We start from the raw sequence: 15,832 nt of genomic DNA, 5'->3' as shown, positions 1-15,832 counted from the left end.
GGAGACCTCAGACTTCCGTCTCCCCCGGCCCCTCGGTGCCGAACTGTTCGGCCCGCAGGGCGAGGTCCTGCAGCACATCGGCGGACGACACATCCGTCTGGCCGGAGTCGTGCACCTGCGCCAGCATCGCGAACGCCAGGGTGAACGCTCCGACCAGTTGCTCCACCGCACCGCCGACCTCGCGGCCGACAAGGCCCACCACGTCCTCGATCGTGGCGTCCTCCGGGATCGCGATCCGCGGCATCGTCTCGTTCAGGAGGGCGGTCACCACGGTCGAGTCGTTGCTGGGGTCACCGCGGTCAGGGCTCTCCTCCAAGAGCCTGCGCATCTCGCCCGCCTCGGTGAGGATGCCGATCACACGCTTCACGACTTCGCTCTGCTCCATCCCGCGAGCATAGGTGCAGGCGCGACGGCAGACGAGGACAAGCGTCCATGTCACGCGTGATCTACGCGGCCGGTGCACGGCTCTTGGCCCCTGACGCCCTTGGGCCCAGACTGACCCGATGACGCAGCGTGTGGATCTCTCGACCGTGATGGACCGGATCTCCATCGACGCAGTGATCACCGGCTACGCGGTGGCGGTGGACGACGGCGAATGGGCGGACTACCGGGCACTGTTCACCCCGGACGGCCGCGCCGACTACCGCACCGCGGGCGGTATCGAAGGGCCCGCCGCCGAGGTGGCGCAATGGCTCTCGCAGACCATGCTGCTCTTTCCCGTACGGCAGCATCTGATCGTCAACCGCCGGCTCGACCTCCAGGATCTCGGTGGCTACCCGGGTGACGGCGCCCGGGTGCGGGCCGACTACATGAACCCGATGCGGCTCGGCGAGGACACCGATGGCGCCGGGAGCGGTACGGACGAAGCCCGCCGGACCGTGCCGAACTTCGTCTCCGGCGGGCGCTACGCCTTCGAGCTGGTCCGCACGGAGGGCGGCTGGCGGATCAGGAGCGTCACCGTTCACGAGAAGTGGCGGAGCATGACGGGCGCCCTCGCCGCCGACTGATCCGCGCCGGTCCGCTTCCGCTGCCCCACACTGGGGGAGAACACGGGAACGGGTTGCCGGGAGACCGGGTTCCCCGGGGACCGGGCGGCGCGGGCAGGACGATGCGGGCAGGACGAGGAGGCGCTCCATGTGGACCGGGGCCGGGCAGCGGCGCGAGTGGGGCGAACGGATACTCGGATCCACCGCGTGGCATGGTGTCGTCGCGCTCCTCGCCGGTGCGCTGCCGGCGCTGGCGTTCCCCGCTCCCGCGCTCTGGTGGTTCGCGTACGTGGCCCTGGTGCCGTTGCTGCTGCTGATCCGGTCCGCCGGCACCGGCCGCCGGGCGGCCGTCGACGGGTGGCTCGGCGGCACCGGATACATGCTGGCCGTGCACCACTGGCTGATGCCGAGTCTCCATGTGTTCATCGTGGTGCTCGCCGCGCTGCTCGGTCTGCTGTGGGCCCCGTGGGGCCTGCTCGTCTCCCGTCTGCTGGGCGGGCGGCTGTCCGGAGCGGCGGTGGTGGCGGCCGTGATCGTGGTGCCGTGCGGCTGGCTGCTGATCGAGCTGGCCCGCTCCTGGGAGGCGCTCGGCGGCCCGTGGGGGCTGCTGGGCGCGAGCCAGTGGCAGGTGACGCCGGCGCTCCGGCTGGCCTCCGTGGGCGGGGTGTGGCTGGTGAGTCTGCTGGTGGTGGCGGTGAACACCGCGCTCACCGTGCTGCTGGTGGCCTCGGCCGCCCGCACGGCGGCGGTCGTCTCGCTCCTGGCGGGCGCTGTGGTGGTGGGCACGGTGTGGGTGTGGGCGCCCAGGCCGGAGCAGTCGGGGGTGGCGCGCATCGCCGTCGTGCAGCCCGGCGTAATCGAGGGGCCCGGCAGTGTGCAGCGCCGGTTCGCCCGCAGCGAGGAGCTGACGCGCTCGCTGGCCGGGCGGGATCTCGACCTGGTCGTGTGGGGCGAGAGCAGTGTCGCGGTGGATCCGGTCCGGCGGCCCGATGTCGCTGCCCGGATCGCGGCGCTGTCGCGGCTGGTGGGCGCGGACGTGCTGGTGAACGTTGACGCCAGACAGACCGACGCCTCCGGCCGGACCGGCATCTTCAAGAGCGCGGTGCTGGTGGGTCCGGACGGGCTGACCGGGGACCGTTACGACAAGATGCGGCTCGTTCCGTTCGGCGAGTACATCCCGGCCCGTTCGGCACTCGGCTGGGCGACCTCGATGGGCAGGGCCGCGGGCGAGGACCGGCTGCGCGGCGCCCGGCAGGTGACGATGGCGCTGTCCGGTGCGGACCGGCCGCGCATCGGCCCGCTGGTCTGTTTCGAGTCCGCGTTTCCCGACATGAGCCGGCAGCTGACCCGGGACGGTGCGCAGGTGCTGGTCGCGCAGTCCTCCACGTCGTCGTTCCAGCACGGCTGGGCACCCGCCCAGCACGCCTCGCTCGGCGCGCTGCGGGCCGCGGAGAACGGCCGCCCGATGGTGCACGCCACGCTGACGGGCGTCAGCGCGGTGTACGGCCCGGAGGGCGAGCGGGTCGGGACTCCGCTCGGTACGGGCACGAGCGGCGCCGAGGTGTTCGGCGTGCCCATGGCCGGCGGCACCACGCTCTACGTCCGGCTGGGTGACTGGCCGTTGTACGGCGCGCTGGTGGTCCTGGCCGCGTTCTGCGCGTTCGAGGGCGTGCGGTCCGTGCGCGGCAGGCCGGGCCGGTCCGTTCCGGTGGGTGCGCTCTCCTCGGGGGCGGGGCCCCGGACGGAGTCACCGCGGTGAGGTCCGCGCGGTGACTCGTGAGCGGTGTGCGTTCAGAACGTGTTCCGGCCCGGACCGTTCACGGCGATGATGTCGCCCATGGCATCGACGGTGAGCGCGATCCGTTCGACCTTGTTGGTCACGCCGAGCACCAGCCACACCACGCCCCGCAGGAAGCAGCTGAAGACCGTCAGGACGGCGTGCAGCACGTGGTTCAGGGGGCGGCCCCTCACCATGACGACCTGGTTCTCCGAGCGGGACTCCACGCGCCAGCCGCTCGCGATCCGCTGGCTGACCGCCCAGTCGAGGATCAGGGCGCGCCGCGTCGGGCGGGCGGCCGTCCGCCGAGTAGTAGCCGGGCGGAGGCTGGAGAGCGCTCCGGCCCTGGGGCTCGTGGCGGGGTTTCACGAGGTCACCTCCGCGGGCCGGGGGTCCATCTCCTCAGCCTGCATCGCCCCCGGTCCGCACGCATCCCCAGGACCGGCGGGCGGCCCCGCGAGCTTCCCGCGCGGAGTCCTACGCGCAGTCGAGGTCGCGCAGGACGCGCTCGCACAGCTCGTGCGTCTCCAGGGCGTCCCGGGCGCTCGGCGTCCGCCCCTCCCGCACGGCGTCCAGGAACGTCAGCACGCTCTGCTCGATACCGCGCTGGCGGGCCACCGGCACCCAGTCGCCGCGCCGCCGTACGCTCGGCTGGCCCTTGTGGTCGATCACCTCGGCGAGGTTGACGACCTCGCGCTTGGAGTCCTGGCCGGAGACCTCAAGGCGTTCCTCGGTCGAGCCGCTGAGCCGGTTCATCGCCCCGATGGCGGTGAACCCGTCGCCGGACAGCTGGAGCACGACGTGGTGCATCAGGCCGTCGCGGATCCTGCCCCGTACGACGGTGTGCTCGACCGGGCCGGGAACCAGGAAACGCAGGGTGTCGACCACGTGGATGAAGTCGTCGAACACCATGGTCCGGGGGTCCTCCGGCAGCCCGACCCGGTTCTTCTGCATGAGGATCAGCTCGCGCGGGTGCTCGGCGCACTGGGCGTAGCCGGGCGCCAGGCGGCGGTTGAACCCGACGGCGAGGCCGACTCCGCGGGCCTCCGCCAGCTCGACCAGCCGCTCGGACTCCGCGAGCCCGTAGGCGAGCGGCTTGTCGACGTAGGTGGGGACGCCGGCCCCGATCAGCCGGCCCGCGATCTCCGGATGCGCCGCGGTGGGGGCGTGCACGAAGGCGGCGTCCAGTCCCTGGGCGAGCAGCGAGCCGAGGTCCGTGTGGCACTGCCCGGCGGGGATCCGGTGGGTCTCCGCGACGGCGGCCAGGGTGGCGGGGGTACGGGTCTGCAGATGCAGTTCGACCCCCGGGAGGGTGCTGAGTACCGGCAGGTACGCCTTCTGCGCGATGTCTCCGAGCCCGATGCAGCCGACCTTCACAGGGTTTCCCTCTCGCTGTTCAGCGCCGTGCGTCGCGGTTCTCGTCCGTGGTGGTCCGCCGCGTTTGTACGACCGGCGCGTCGTTCGTCCCGGCAGCATACGTGTGCGGCGGCGGGCACCAGTCGGCGATGCCGTCGAACGTGCGCAGCACGAGACCGGGTCCGAGCCGGGAGACCGTGGACATCGTGAAGTCGCGCAGCGCGACGGAGACGGGCCCGGACAGGCGCATCAGCCGCGAGACCTGAGCCGCCTTGCGCACGATGGCGGTGGTCCGGGGCAGCCGCTCGGCGGTGTATGTGGCGAGGCCCGCACCCAGGTCCGTGCCCGGCGCGACGTGGTGGGCGAGCACGATGGCGTCCTCGATGGCCTGGTTGCCGCCCTGGCCCAGGGTGGGGGCCATGGCATGGGCGGCGTCCCCGACGAGCGCTGTGCGGCCCCGGTGGAAGGCGGGCAGCGGGTCTGTCATCTGGTGGACGTCGTTACGCAGGACGCTTTCCGGTGCGGCGGCTTCGATGATCCCCCGGATCGGCCGGTGCCAGTCGCCGAACCTGCGCAGCAGTTCCGCCCGCTCGTCGTCATGGGCGCGCGCACCCGCCGGGGCGACCGCGGCCGCGTACGCGTAGATCCGGCCGTCCTTGAGCGGCTGGGTGCCCCAGAGCGCGCCGCGTCCCCAGGTCTCGTGCGGGGCGAAGGGCTCCGCGGGCGCGGGCACCAGGACGCGCCAGGCGGTGAAGCCCGCGTACGAGGGGCCGGGGTGGTCCGGGAAGTGGATGTCCCGTACGGCCGAGTGGATACCGTCGGCGCCGATCACGAGGTCGGCCTCGACGGTCCCGTCCGGGGTGCCGATCACGGCGGGCCGCCCGCCCGCGGTGCCCGGGTCCACCAGTCGGGCCGGGCAGCCGGTGCGGAGGACGGACGCGGGGAGCGCTGCGGCGAGGCGGCCGACCAGGGTGGCCCGGTGCAGCAGGACGAGCGGACCGCCGAACCGCTCGGCCGAGGCGGCGCTGTCGGTCCTGGCGAGCCAGCGGCCGTCCGGTGAACGCATGCCGCCCTCGCCCTGCCAGGCGGCCAGGGACCTGATCTCGTCGCCGAGCCCGATGACGTCCAGGGCGCGCTGGGCGTTGGGGGCGAGGCTGATTCCGGCGCCTACGGGTTCCAGCGACGCGGACCGTTCCACCACGGTGACCTGCCATCCCGACCGGTGCAGGGCCACCGCCGTCGTGAGTCCACCGATTCCGCTGCCGATGACGACCGCACGGGGTGCGCGCATGACTCCTCCTCGATCCCGGCATCCGGAAACTACAGCTGTAGTAACAACTACAACGTACAACATCTGTAGTGCGAGCGGTAGGTTGACCTCATGGCCACACGCACCACCGGCTCGGCCCGCGCCGATCTGATCACCGACGCCGCTCTCGATCTGCTGGCCGAACGCGGCATGCGCGGGCTGACGCACCGGGCGGTGGACGAACGGGCGGGGCTCCCCCAGGGCTCGACGTCCAACTACGCCCGCACCCGGCAGTCCCTGCTGGAGGCGGCGGTGCGCCGCCTGGCAGAACGGGAGGCCCGCGTACTGGCACCGGGCGAACTCCCGGCACCCGACCCGTCCGCGCCACCCGGCGGGGCACCCGACGCCTCCGCGCCTCCCGGCCAGACACCCGACGCCTCCGCATCCCCCGGCCAGGACGCGCTGATCGCCGGTCTGGCGCTGGCCCTGCACCGCTATCTGACCCGCCACCCCGAACTGCTCGTCTGCCGGTACGAACTCGCTCTGGAGGCCACGCGCCGCCCCGAGCTGCGGGCTTTCTTCGACGCGACGGGCCGGCAGTTCCGCGAACCGCTGGTCGCGCTGATGACGGCGGCCGGATCACCCGAGCCGGAACGGCACGCCCTGTCCCTGGTCGCCTGGTGCGAGGGGCTGATGTTCTCGTGCGCGGTTGGCTCCTACAGCCGTTCCGTGCCTACCGAGGCCGAACTGCGCACCGGCTTCGGCGAACTGCTGCGCGGGATGCTCGGGCCCCGAGGCGCGGCCCCCGCCCACCGGGCCGCGGGCCGCGACCCGCGGGGCGCCGCGCTGACCGGGGTCACTCGTGCGGATCAATCCGGGGGTTCCGGCTCACTCGACGGCCGGTCCGCACCGCAGAGTTGATCAGGTGCATCGAACCAGTACCACCGTGAAGCTCCTGGTCGCCGTGGCGGTCACGGCCCTGTCCGGGTGCGTGTCCGTGCAGCCTCGGCCGAGCGCCCCGCCGGCCTCTTCGCCCCGCCCGGCCGCCCAGGATCTGGCCCCGCAGATCGGCCGGCCCCCGGTCCGCGACGCCCTGGAGGCCGTCCCGGACCCGAAACCGTCCACCGCCTCCGCCGGCACCGGCCGGTCGCCCGCCGCGCCTCCGGCCGCGCGCCACACCGGGCCCCGCGCCCTCCCCCGCGCCCCGCAGCCCCGGCACGACCCCGGCCCGGCGCAGCCCCGGCCGCCGCGCAGGACCGTGCCCGCGCCTCCCGCGCCGACCCTGCCGGCTCCGGTCACCGGGACGGATGTCTGCGCGCTCGGACGGGGGTACGGGCACTGGCCGGCCGGCAGTCCGCAGTCACGGATCTGCGACCGCACCTACGGGCACTGACCGGGCGGACCGGCCCGGAGCGCCGCCCGCCGCTTCCCCCCTCAGAGCTCCCGCAGACGCAGCTCCAGCCGCTCGATGGCCGCCCGGACCCCTCCCCCGTAGCCGTCGTCGGCCCCGTCCTCGGCGAGCACCCCTGAGGCTTTCCGGGCCCGGTCGAGATGGATCCGGGCCGCCGCCGGGCGCCGGAGCTTCACGTAGTCCGCCGCCAGGTTGAGGTACAGCGACGGATAGAAGGCCCGCACCGCGAGCGCGTCGCCGTGTTCCGCGACGCGCTCGTCGGTCAGTGCCTGCGCGGCGGCCAGCGCCCGCAGGTCCCAGGCCAGCTCATCGGCGGGGTCGTCCTGGGTGTCCGCCATGTAGTGCGCGAGGGTGCACCGGTGCAGTGCGTCACCGTCCGCACCGATCTCCGCCCAGAGGAGGCCGAAGCGGTTGCGCGCCTCCTCGCGGTCACCGCCGTGCAGCAGCATGACCGCCTGGCCGATTCTGGTCATGACGACGTCCTGCGACGCCTCCTGCTGCTCCGTCACCGCGGTCTCCCTCGTACCCGTCCGCCTGCGACCGACCGGAACCATGAGGTTCCGTACGGTTTCAGACCGTTCCGGATGATTCCGGCCGGTTCGACGCTAACCGCAGCGGCGCACAATCGCACCCAGGCTCCGGCGCGCCATCAGCCCAGGTCGGGGATGCGCCAGTCGATGGGCTGGTGCCCCTGCGCGGCGACGGCCTCGTTGATCTGGGTGAACGGGCGGGACCCGAAGAACTTCTTGGCCGAGAGCGGCGAGGGGTGCGCGCCCTTCACCACCACATGGCGCTCCTCGTCGATCAGCGGGAGCTTCTTCTGCGCGTAGTTGCCCCAGAGCACGAAGACCGCCGGGTCGGGCCGGGACGCGACCGCGCGGATCACCGCGTCCGTCACCTTCTCCCAGCCCTTCCCCTTGTGGGAGTTGGCCTCGCCCGCGCGGACGGTCAGTACGGCGTTGAGGAGCAGCACGCCCTGTTCGGCCCATGGCATCAGGTACCCGTTGTCCGGGACCGGCAGGCCGAGCTCCTCCTTCATCTCCTTGTAGATGTTGCGCAGGGACGGCGGGGTCCTCACACCGGGGCGCACGGAGAAGCACAGCCCGTGCCCCTGTCCCTCGCCGTGGTACGGGTCCTGCCCGAGGACCAGGACCTTCACCTTGTCGTAAGGGGTCGCGTCGAGCGCGGCGAACAGCTGCCCACGGGGCGGATAGACCGGTCCTGCGGCCCGCTCCTCCTCGACGAACTCGGTGAGCTCCTTGAAGTACGGCTTCTGCAGCTCTTCGCCGAGGACGCCGCGCCAGGACTCGGGCAGCTGGTCGGTGTCGGTCACGTCAACAACCTCCGGTAAGCAATCGGTTCTTGATCCCAGAACCTACCGGCGACCACTGACAACGCGGCCGGGGAGCCTCCCGGCCGCGCTCCCCGGAGGGGCCGTGGGCGGCCCGCCGGGCTACCAGCTGGCCTTGCGGTACAGCTCCCACATCTGCATGACCGTCTGCGGGTCCAGGGCCCGTTCGCCGCCGCCGATGTCCTCGCCGGCCGCCACGTACAGCTTGCCCTGCCACAGCGGCAGCAGCCGGACGTCGTCGACCAGGGCCTTCTGGGCCACCTCGAACTGCTGGCTGACCGCGCCCCGGTCGCTCTCCTTGCGGGTCTGGGGCAGCACCTGCTTGGTGATCTCATCCTTCGCGTACGGCATTCCCGTGATGCTGTCCTTGCCCACGAAGGGGGCGATGAAGTTGTCCGGGTCCGGGAAGTCCGGGAACCAGCCGCGGCCGAAGACGGGGTACTCACCCTTGGTGAAACCCTCCTGGAAGGTGTTCCAGGGCCGGCTCTTCAGCGTGATCTTGAAGAGGCCGGAAGCCTCCAGCTGGCGCTTGAGCTCGTCGAACTCGGGGGCCGTCGAGGATCCGTACCGGTCGGTGGTGAACCAGAAGGTCATCGCCACGGGCTCGGTGATACCGGCGTCCGTGAGGATCTTCTTGGCCTTCTTACGGTCCGGGTCGCCGAAGGTGTCGAAGAAGCTGGTCGTGTGGCCGGCGATGCCCTTGGGAACCATGGAGTAGAGCGGTTCCGCGGTGCCCCGGTAGACCTTGGCCACCAGCGCGTCCCGGTCCACCAGCTGGGCGATCGCCCGCCGGACCGCAGGCTTCCCGGCGGCCGGGTCCTTGGGGTTGAAGACCAGGAAACGGATGTCGGCGCCGACCGACTCGACGAGCTGGAGGTCGCTCTTCTCGTCCTGGTTGTCCTCCAGGCTGACCACCTCCTCCGCGGACAGCCCTCGGTAGGTGGCGTCGATCTCGTTCTTCTTGAGCGCCTTCACCATGGAGCCGGACTCCTTGAAGTACCGGATGGTCACGGCGTCGTTCTTGCGGTCCGCGAAGCCCTTGTAGTCGGGGTTCTTCACCAGCTCGGAGCGGTCACCCTGCTTGTAGGCGTCCAGCAGGTACGGCCCGGACCCGGTGACCTTGCCGTCGTCGCGGACCTTGTGTGCCGAGTACTCGCTCGGCGCGACCAGCGACATGGCGGGCGTCGCCAGGATGAACGGGAAGGTGGCGTCCGGCTTGGTCAGGTGGAAGACCACCTCAAGGTCGCCCTTGGTCTCGACCCGGTCCAGCGAGCCGAGCATGCCGACCGGTCCGCCCTTGACCGCGATGGTCCTGATCCGGTCTATGGAGTACTTCACCGCCTCGGCGTCGAGCTTCTCACCGTTGGAGAATTTCAGACCCTCGCGGAGCGTGCAGCGGTACGCGGTGCTGGTGGTGTCGGTGAACTTGCAGTGGTCCGCGGCGTCCGGCTCCGGACTCGTACTTCCGGTGGGGAAGCTGACCAGGGTCTGGAACACGTTGCGCATCAGTTCCCAGGAACCGTCCCACGCCGCCGCCGGGTCGAGGGTGGAGGGTTGGCTGGTCGTCCCGACAGCTAGCTTCTGCTCCACATCCGAACCGCTGTCGGACAACAGACCGCAACCGGCCAGCAGAGACAGGGAAGCAAGGGCTGCAGCGGCCTGCAGACTGGCCCGGTAGAACACGTGCACGCTCCTCGATCAGCCATGGGTCGGCAGACCATACCGCAGCGCCCCGCCGGGTCGAACCGCAGGCCCGGCGGGGCACTTGAGTCAATCAGGGCCAAACCCGCTCAGGCCGTTCTCAGCCAACGCCCGCGTTCAGGAAAATCCCGCCGTCGACGACCAGGGTCTGTCCGGTGATCCAGTCGGACTGTTCCGACGTGAGGAAGGCGGCGGCGCCACCGATGTCCTCGGGAACACCGAGCCGTCCCAGCGGGTACGGCGCGGCCGCCTCAGCCTCGCGGCCCTCGTACAGCGCCTGGGCGAACCTGGTCTTCACGACCGCGGGGGCGATCGAGTTGACCCGCACGACCGGCGCGAACTCGTGCGCCAGCTGAAGGGTCAGGTTGATCATCGCGGCCTTGCTCATGCCGTAGGCGCCGATGAAGGGCGAGGCGGAGACGCCCGCCACGGAGGCGATGTTGACGATCGCCCCGCCGTTCTCCTTCTGCCACGCCTTCCAGGTCTGCTGCGCGAAGCCGAGCGCCGAGACCACGTTCGTCTCGAAGACCTTGCGGGCGACGTTGAGGTCGAGCTCGGCCATCGGCCCGAAGACCGGGTTCGTACCGGCGTTGTTGACCAGGAAGTCCACCCGGCCGAACGCCTCCATGGTGCGCTCGACGGCCACCGCCTGGTGTGCCTCGTCGTGCGCCTTGCCCGCCACGGCGATGACGCGGTCGGAGCCGAGCGCCTCGACGGCCTCGTTGAGCGCGTCCTCGCCGCGTCCGGTGATGCACACGCGGTCGCCTCGGGCCACGAGCGCCTGGGCGATGCCGTAGCCGATGCCCCGGCTCGCGCCGGTGATCAGCGCGACCTTGCCGCTGTCCTGCACAGTCATGATGTCCGCAGCCCTTCGCGTCAGTTGAGCGGTCCGCCGGCGACGTACATGACCTGGCCGGAGACGAAGCCCGCGTCGTCGCCCGAGAAGAAGGCGATGGCGTTGGCGATGTCCTCGGGGAAGCCGACGCGCTGCACCGGGATCTGGGTGGCGGCCGCGGCCTGGAACTCCTCGAAGCCCATGCCGACCCGGGCCGCCGTCTGCGCGGTCATCTCGGTGACGATGAAGCCGGGGGCGACGGCGTTGGCGGTGATGCCGAACTTGCCGAGCTCCTTGGCCAGCGTCTTGGTGAAGCCCTGCAGGCCCGCCTTGACCGCGGCGTAGTTGGCCTGACCCCGGTTGCCCAGCGCCGAGGAGGAGGACAGCGACACGATCCGGCCGAACTTCTGGTCCACCATGTGCTTCTGGACGGCCTTGGCCATCAGGAACGCGCCCTTGAGGTGCACGTTCATCACGGTGTCCCAGTCGGACTCGCTCATCTTGAAGAGCAGGTTGTCACGGAGCACGCCCGCGTTGTTGACGAGGATCGTCGGGGCGCCGAGCTCGGCGGCGACCCGCGCGACGGCGGCTTCCACCTGAGCGCTGTCCGACACGTCGCAGCCGACGGCGAGAGCCCGGCCCCCGGCCGCGGTGATCTTCTCGACGGTGTCCTTGCAGGCCGCCTCGTCCAGGTCGAGTACGGCGACGGCGCGGCCCTCGGCCGCCAGGCGTACCGCGGTGGCGGCACCGATACCCCGTGCCGCTCCCGTCACGATGGCTACGCGCTGCTCGGTGGTGGACATGCTTGGTTCTCCTCGCCCTTGGATCGCGGCTCAGCGGACGTCAGGCACATTCCCTGCGAAATGGTTCCCGATAACTGAGCAACCGCTTAGTACCTTCTCCGGTCGAGACGCTAGAAGGCCTGGCACCCGGTGTCAACGGCCCACGGACGCAGCGGCGCATGTCACACCGCGATCAGCGCACCAGAAGGTCGAGCAGCCGTTCCACCTCGGCCGCGGGGTCGGTGGTGAGACCGCTGTGCACGGGGCTCGGCTGGATGACGGTCGAGCGCGGGGCGATCAGCCAGCGGAAGCGCCGCCCGGCGTCGTCGCCCGCGGCCTGGCCCGCCTCCGTACCGCCCCGGCAGATGCCCTCGACGCCGTGCAGCGCGGCCCGCACGCCGGTGACGTCGGCGTCGGGGTCCAGCGCCTTGAGCTTCACCTCGTCGAGTTCGGTGCGGGCGGCGACGAACCCCTTCGCCCGGCAGTAGACGACCACGCCGGCGTTGAAGAACTCGCCGCGCTGGACCCTCGGCACCACGCGCAGCAGGGCGTACTCGAAGACAACACGCTCAGTCACGGCCGGCCGCTCTCGTCGCTGTTCTTGGTGTCACGCCTCGGGGCGAGACGTTCGGTGAGCCAGCCCGGGGCCTGGGACGGCTTGTCCGCCGTGGGCGCGTCCAGGGTGATCCGCTCGTGGATGGTCGCCGCCCGCGCGAGCAGCGCCTCCACATAGGCGCGCCGGAGCTGATCGGTCGAGTCGAACCCGGGCTCGTCCACCAGCCACTCGTCGGGCACGTCGGCGGCGACCTCGGTGAGCAGCTCCTCCGTGACCAGCGGGGCGAGCTCGGCGGCGGCCGCGGCGACGTCGGGGGCGAAGGGTGCCAGCGCGTGGTCCGAGGCGTTGTAGGCCTTGGCGGCGGAGGCCTGGGCGCCCGGCCAGTTGTGGTGCCAGATCATGGTGGCGCCGTGGTCGATGAGCCAGAGGTCACCGTGCCAGATCAGCATGTTCGGATTGCGCCAGGACCGGTCGACGTTGTTGATCAGCGCGTCGAACCAGACGACGCGCCCCGCCTCGCGCGGATCCACCTGGTAGGCGAGCGCGTCGAACCCGAGGGAACCGGGGAGGAAGTCCATCCCGAGATTGAGGCCACCACTCGCCTTCAGCAGCTCCTGGACCTCCTGGTCGGGCTCGGCGAGACCGATGACCGGGTCCAGCTGCATCTGCACGAGATCGGGCACGCGCAGCCCGAGCCGGCGGCCGAGCTGCCCGCAGATCACTTCGGCGACCAGCGTCTTGCGCCCCTGACCGGCCCCGGTGAACTTCATGACGTACGTGCCGAAGTCGTCGGCCTCGACGATCCCCGGAAGCGAACCGCCCTCACGCAGGGGCGTGACGTACCGGGTCGCAATCACCTCTTTGAGCATTTCCCAGGCCACCTGTCTTTTCAGCCTTGTAACCCATGGAGGACTCCGGTAGGGCACAAGGAGGGAACCGCCGGTTGGCGGCACACCGGGGAGACCCCGGGAAGGCGCGCCCGGCCAGCCGTTCTCCCGCTCCCCGAACAGACCGTCGACGGTGCCGCGCCCCTTGCTGCCGGCCTCCGGCGTGAAGTGAACATAATAGCCGAGAGTGATCGACGGCGAGGAGTGCCCGAGCCCTTCAGAACCTTCGTCGAGGAGCCGGCGTTCACCGATGAGGAGGGGGTGCCTGTCGTGACGACCTGCTTGTGGAGGGGTCGACGGGCGGGTACCTCCTACCCCACCGTCCGCGCCAGGATGCCGAGGGTCGCGCGCAGTCCGGCCTCGGGGACGACCGGGAAGATGCCCGCCTCCCGGTAGCGCTCGTCGATCTCGCTCCAGTCGTAGTACGACGTCACCAGCGTTCCGCCCTCGGTGGGCTCCAGCCGGTAGCCGTAGAGGTGTCGCATCGGGGGCTGCACCTGGCCGGAGATCGTCCACTCGATGAGGGCGTTCCGCTCGAACCGCGTGATGATCACGGTGACGTCGTACTTGCCGAGCGGGTAGTCGTTGAGCGACTCACGGTCCATGTGGACGACGAACTCGTCGCCAGCCGCGCGCACCGGTTCGCCGTCGGCGGACTGCAGCATCCCCGAACTGTCGATCGCCACGTGTCCCGAGGGGGCGCTCAGCAGGGCGAAGATCTTGTCGGGGGCCGCGGCGATGTGGCGCCGCACTTCGAATCGGTCTGTCGTCATGCCGGTCAGCCTCGCACAGGCCGGCCGGGTGGCCGGAGCCGTAAGACGACGATGACGGCGCGCAGCACCCCCGGCTTGATCGTCAGCACTCTGCCCGCCCCGCCCTGGGCCGGGCTTCCACCAGGTGAGCCCGGCCGGTACGGGGCGGGCCGACGCGGCCCCGCCCCTGGCCGTCGCGCAGGGGCCGGCAGCAACGGGCTGGACCTGGCCGTAGGTGGCGACGTTCGCGTCAGACCATGCGGCGGGTCTCCGGGGTCTGGAGTCCGACGACGAATTCGGCGTGGCTCTCGAAGCCGGCCTCGGACATCACGCCGTGGGCCGAGATGGTGTTGAGGTCGCGGACGAGTTTGCCGAGGACCGAGGTCTCAAGGATCGCCGCGGCGCCGGCGTGCCGGAAGGCGCGGGTGACGACCTCGACGGCGGTCTTCGCGGCGAGCGAGGCCGTGGCCTGCATCCGGTCCAGGAGCGGGAGTTCGGCCCTCCCGCCCCGGGCGATGACCCGGTCGACCTCGGCCAGGGTCTCCATGGCGAGGCTGCGAACGGAACGCACCCGGGCGTCGAGTTCGCCCAGCTCCTGCTGGAACCAGGTGAGTTCGGACAGCGCGGGCGGGCGGCTGAGGTTGATGCGGCTGCCCCGGCGGATACGGGGCGCGGCGTCGATGATCTCGTCGAGGGCCCGGCGGGCGGCGCCCAGGACCATGCCGGGGTGCATCTGGAGGACGTAGGGGACCATACCGAGCCGCGCCAGGGGGGTGTCCTCGCGCTGTCCGTAACCCATCGGGTCGTAGATCATCTCGTCGGGTGCGTAGACCCCTTCGACGGCGAAGCTGCTGCTGCCGGTCCCGCGCATGCCGAGGACCCGCCAGTCGTCGAGTATCTGGATGTCGGCCTTGCCTAATACGGCGGCGCGGCGCACCGGGCGGCCCTCGGCGTCGTCGACGAGGAAGGTGGCACCGACGTAGTCGGCGTGGTGGAGTCCGCTGACGAAGTCCCAGCGTCCGGTGACGCGATAGCCGCCCTCGACGCGTTCGGCGCTGCCGGGCTTGAGCGATGCCGCCTTGAGGGCGAGGTCGCCGGCGAAGAGCTTCCGGGCGGTGGCGGGGGCGACGACGGTGGCGAGTTCCCCGGCGCCCTCCAGGAGGATGGTGGCGGTCCAGGCGGTGGCGGGGTCGATGTGGCCGATCTTCTCGATGATCTCGAAGGCGGTCACGGCGCCGACCACTTTTCCGCCGAGGTCGTCGGGGGTCATGATGCCGAGCAGTCCGGAGGACCTGAGTGCGGCGGCGGACCGGTCGCTGAGCCGGCGCTGTTCCTCCGACTCGGCGGCACCGAGGGTGAGTTCCTCGCGGATCTCCTCGACAGCGGCGAGGGCGTGGGCGCGGCGCGCGGCCGGCTCCGTGGGCCAGGCGGCCGTGGTGGCGGTCGTGGTGGCGTACGTGGTCATGGCGGTCCCGTTCTCAGGTGTGGGCGGTGTCGCGGCGGGTGTGCGCGCCGCGGAGGGTGCCGCGGCGTGCGGTGCTCGTGGTGGCGGGCTCGATGCGTTCGTCCGGTGCGGGCAGCGCGCGGTGGGTGCCGAAGCGCCGGTTCTGGTAGGCGAGGGGCGGGGCCTCCCGGCTGCCGGCGGCGAGCACCAGGACGTGGTCGCCGCCCTCGACGAGGGTGGTGGCCTCGCACTCCAGCCAGACCGGGGCCTCGCTGAGGCGGGGCAGTCCGTTCTCGTGGTGCCAGGGCACCGCGGCGAAGCGGTCGGCTCCGGAGGTGGCGAAGGTGAGGGCGAGCTGGTGGTCCTCCGCGCCCAGCAGGCAGACGCCGAGCCTGCCGGTGGCGTTGACCGCCGGCAGGAGGCTGGAGCGCCGGTCGAGGGCGACGGTGACCATGGGCGGGTCGAGGGACAGGGACGCGAAGGCGCTCACCGTCACCCCGCAGGGGCTGCCGTCCTCGCGTAGGGCGGTGACCACGGTGACGGGTGAGCAGAGTGCGGCCATCGCGTCCTTGAAGTCGGCGGCGAGCGTGTGCCCTGCTTCGCTCCGGCGCGGTTGGGCTGTGGCGGACATGGCGGTCCTCCCGTTCTTCGTCGGGCCGGTTCCCCGGGCAGTGGGCCGGCTGCCTGTTCATCGTGGGGCGGGGGGCCCGGCCGGTTCATCCCCGGAACTCGGTATCCCGCGCGG

General features: G+C 71.5%; 18 protein-coding genes. 4 read left to right on the top strand and 14 right to left on the bottom strand.

Going from position 1 to position 15,832, the window contains the following annotated elements; translation table 11 throughout:
- Positions 1–7: 7 nt before the first annotated feature.
- Positions 8–385, bottom strand: coding sequence for a hypothetical protein (locus RLT59_RS34095; RefSeq protein WP_024494038.1), 378 nt, complete (start codon positions 383–385; stop codon positions 8–10).
- 118 nt (positions 386–503) lie between these two features.
- On the opposite strand from RLT59_RS34095, the gene RLT59_RS34090 reads away from it, so the two are divergent.
- Positions 504–1,007 carry a nuclear transport factor 2 family protein gene (locus RLT59_RS34090; RefSeq protein ID WP_311306957.1) on the top strand — a complete coding sequence of 168 codons (504 nt, stop codon included), beginning with the start codon at positions 504–506 and terminating at the stop codon, positions 1,005–1,007.
- Between the two features lie 127 nt (positions 1,008–1,134).
- Positions 1,135–2,745: an apolipoprotein N-acyltransferase gene (gene lnt, locus RLT59_RS34085; RefSeq protein ID WP_311306956.1), complete on the top strand. Its 1,611-nt coding sequence runs from the start codon at positions 1,135–1,137 to the stop codon at positions 2,743–2,745.
- A 32-nt stretch (positions 2,746–2,777) separates the two neighbouring features.
- Here the strand turns inward: lnt and RLT59_RS34080 are convergent, their stop codons facing one another.
- The 3 genes from RLT59_RS34080 to RLT59_RS34070 form a co-directional block, all read right to left on the bottom strand.
- On the bottom strand, positions 2,778–2,990 hold the full coding sequence (locus tag RLT59_RS34080; RefSeq protein WP_311306955.1) for a DUF8108 domain-containing protein: 213 nt from the start codon (positions 2,988–2,990) through the stop codon (positions 2,778–2,780).
- 250 nt (positions 2,991–3,240) lie between these two features.
- A complete protein-coding gene (locus RLT59_RS34075; RefSeq protein WP_311306954.1) occupies positions 3,241–4,140 on the bottom strand; it encodes a Gfo/Idh/MocA family protein in 900 nt (299 codons plus the stop codon).
- Between the two features lie 19 nt (positions 4,141–4,159).
- Positions 4,160–5,410, bottom strand: coding sequence for an FAD-dependent monooxygenase (locus RLT59_RS34070; protein ID WP_311306953.1), 1,251 nt, complete (start codon positions 5,408–5,410; stop codon positions 4,160–4,162).
- 90 nt (positions 5,411–5,500) lie between these two features.
- On the opposite strand from RLT59_RS34070, the gene RLT59_RS34065 reads away from it, so the two are divergent.
- On the top strand, positions 5,501–6,289 hold the full coding sequence (locus tag RLT59_RS34065; protein ID WP_399126570.1) for a TetR/AcrR family transcriptional regulator: 789 nt from the start codon (positions 5,501–5,503) through the stop codon (positions 6,287–6,289).
- A 4-nt stretch (positions 6,290–6,293) separates the two neighbouring features.
- Positions 6,294–6,761 carry a hypothetical protein gene (locus RLT59_RS34060; RefSeq protein WP_311306952.1) on the top strand — a complete coding sequence of 156 codons (468 nt, stop codon included), beginning with the start codon at positions 6,294–6,296 and terminating at the stop codon, positions 6,759–6,761.
- A gap of 41 nt (positions 6,762–6,802) precedes the next feature.
- On the opposite strand, the gene RLT59_RS34055 is transcribed toward RLT59_RS34060, so the two are convergent.
- The 10 genes from RLT59_RS34055 to RLT59_RS34010 form a co-directional block, all read right to left on the bottom strand.
- Complete coding sequence (locus RLT59_RS34055) at positions 6,803–7,288, bottom strand: hypothetical protein (RefSeq protein WP_311306951.1); 486 nt, start codon at positions 7,286–7,288, stop codon at positions 6,803–6,805.
- Between the two features lie 140 nt (positions 7,289–7,428).
- Positions 7,429–8,112: a uracil-DNA glycosylase gene (locus RLT59_RS34050; protein ID WP_311306950.1), complete on the bottom strand. Its 684-nt coding sequence runs from the start codon at positions 8,110–8,112 to the stop codon at positions 7,429–7,431.
- A gap of 120 nt (positions 8,113–8,232) precedes the next feature.
- Positions 8,233–9,813 carry an ABC transporter substrate-binding protein gene (locus tag RLT59_RS34045; protein WP_311306949.1) on the bottom strand — a complete coding sequence of 527 codons (1,581 nt, stop codon included), beginning with the start codon at positions 9,811–9,813 and terminating at the stop codon, positions 8,233–8,235.
- Between the two features lie 118 nt (positions 9,814–9,931).
- Complete coding sequence (locus RLT59_RS34040; protein WP_311306948.1) at positions 9,932–10,687, bottom strand: SDR family oxidoreductase; 756 nt, start codon at positions 10,685–10,687, stop codon at positions 9,932–9,934.
- A 20-nt stretch (positions 10,688–10,707) separates the two neighbouring features.
- Entirely contained in the window at positions 10,708–11,469 is a 762-nt protein-coding gene (gene fabG / locus RLT59_RS34035; protein WP_073736284.1) for a 3-oxoacyl-ACP reductase FabG, read from the bottom strand.
- Between the two features lie 172 nt (positions 11,470–11,641).
- A complete protein-coding gene (locus RLT59_RS34030; RefSeq protein WP_073736285.1) occupies positions 11,642–12,025 on the bottom strand; it encodes a DUF3037 domain-containing protein in 384 nt (127 codons plus the stop codon).
- A complete protein-coding gene (locus RLT59_RS34025) occupies positions 12,022–12,873 on the bottom strand; it encodes a HipA family kinase (protein ID WP_311306947.1) in 852 nt (283 codons plus the stop codon). Before RLT59_RS34025 ends, RLT59_RS34030 begins: the two co-directional genes overlap by 4 nt.
- Before the next feature lie 329 nt (positions 12,874–13,202).
- On the bottom strand, positions 13,203–13,664 hold the full coding sequence (locus RLT59_RS34020) for an SRPBCC family protein (RefSeq protein WP_311306946.1): 462 nt from the start codon (positions 13,662–13,664) through the stop codon (positions 13,203–13,205).
- A gap of 229 nt (positions 13,665–13,893) precedes the next feature.
- Entirely contained in the window at positions 13,894–15,108 is a 1,215-nt protein-coding gene (locus tag RLT59_RS34015) for an acyl-CoA dehydrogenase family protein (RefSeq protein WP_311306945.1), read from the bottom strand.
- Between the two features lie 13 nt (positions 15,109–15,121).
- Positions 15,122–15,718 (bottom strand): flavin reductase family protein, encoded by a 597-nt coding sequence (locus tag RLT59_RS34010; RefSeq protein WP_311306944.1) that lies wholly within the window; start codon positions 15,716–15,718, stop codon positions 15,122–15,124.
- Between the last annotated feature and the right edge of the window lie 114 nt (positions 15,719–15,832).

The organism is Streptomyces sp. ITFR-6 (genome assembly GCF_031844725.1).
Lineage (GTDB): Bacteria > Actinomycetota > Actinomycetes > Streptomycetales > Streptomycetaceae > Streptomyces.
This window is presented reverse-complemented; position numbering and strand designations above follow the sequence as displayed.

Coding starts and splice junctions, on each gene's coding strand:
- RLT59_RS34090 (WP_311306957.1), top strand. CDS start 504: ATGACGCAGCGTGTGGATCTCTCGACCGTGATGGACCGGATCTCCATC.
- RLT59_RS34010 (WP_311306944.1), bottom strand. CDS start 15,718: ATGTCCGCCACAGCCCAACCGCGCCGGAGCGAAGCAGGGCACACGCTC.
- RLT59_RS34015 (WP_311306945.1), bottom strand. CDS start 15,108: ATGACCACGTACGCCACCACGACCGCCACCACGGCCGCCTGGCCCACG.
- RLT59_RS34095 (WP_024494038.1), bottom strand. CDS start 385: ATGGAGCAGAGCGAAGTCGTGAAGCGTGTGATCGGCATCCTCACCGAG.
- RLT59_RS34020 (WP_311306946.1), bottom strand. CDS start 13,664: ATGACGACAGACCGATTCGAAGTGCGGCGCCACATCGCCGCGGCCCCC.
- RLT59_RS34025 (WP_311306947.1), bottom strand. CDS start 12,873: ATGCTCAAAGAGGTGATTGCGACCCGGTACGTCACGCCCCTGCGTGAG.
- fabG (WP_073736284.1), bottom strand. CDS start 11,469: ATGTCCACCACCGAGCAGCGCGTAGCCATCGTGACGGGAGCGGCACGG.
- RLT59_RS34070 (WP_311306953.1), bottom strand. CDS start 5,410: ATGCGCGCACCCCGTGCGGTCGTCATCGGCAGCGGAATCGGTGGACTC.
- lnt (WP_311306956.1), top strand. CDS start 1,135: ATGTGGACCGGGGCCGGGCAGCGGCGCGAGTGGGGCGAACGGATACTC.
- RLT59_RS34065 (WP_399126570.1), top strand. CDS start 5,501: ATGGCCACACGCACCACCGGCTCGGCCCGCGCCGATCTGATCACCGAC.
- RLT59_RS34040 (WP_311306948.1), bottom strand. CDS start 10,687: ATGACTGTGCAGGACAGCGGCAAGGTCGCGCTGATCACCGGCGCGAGC.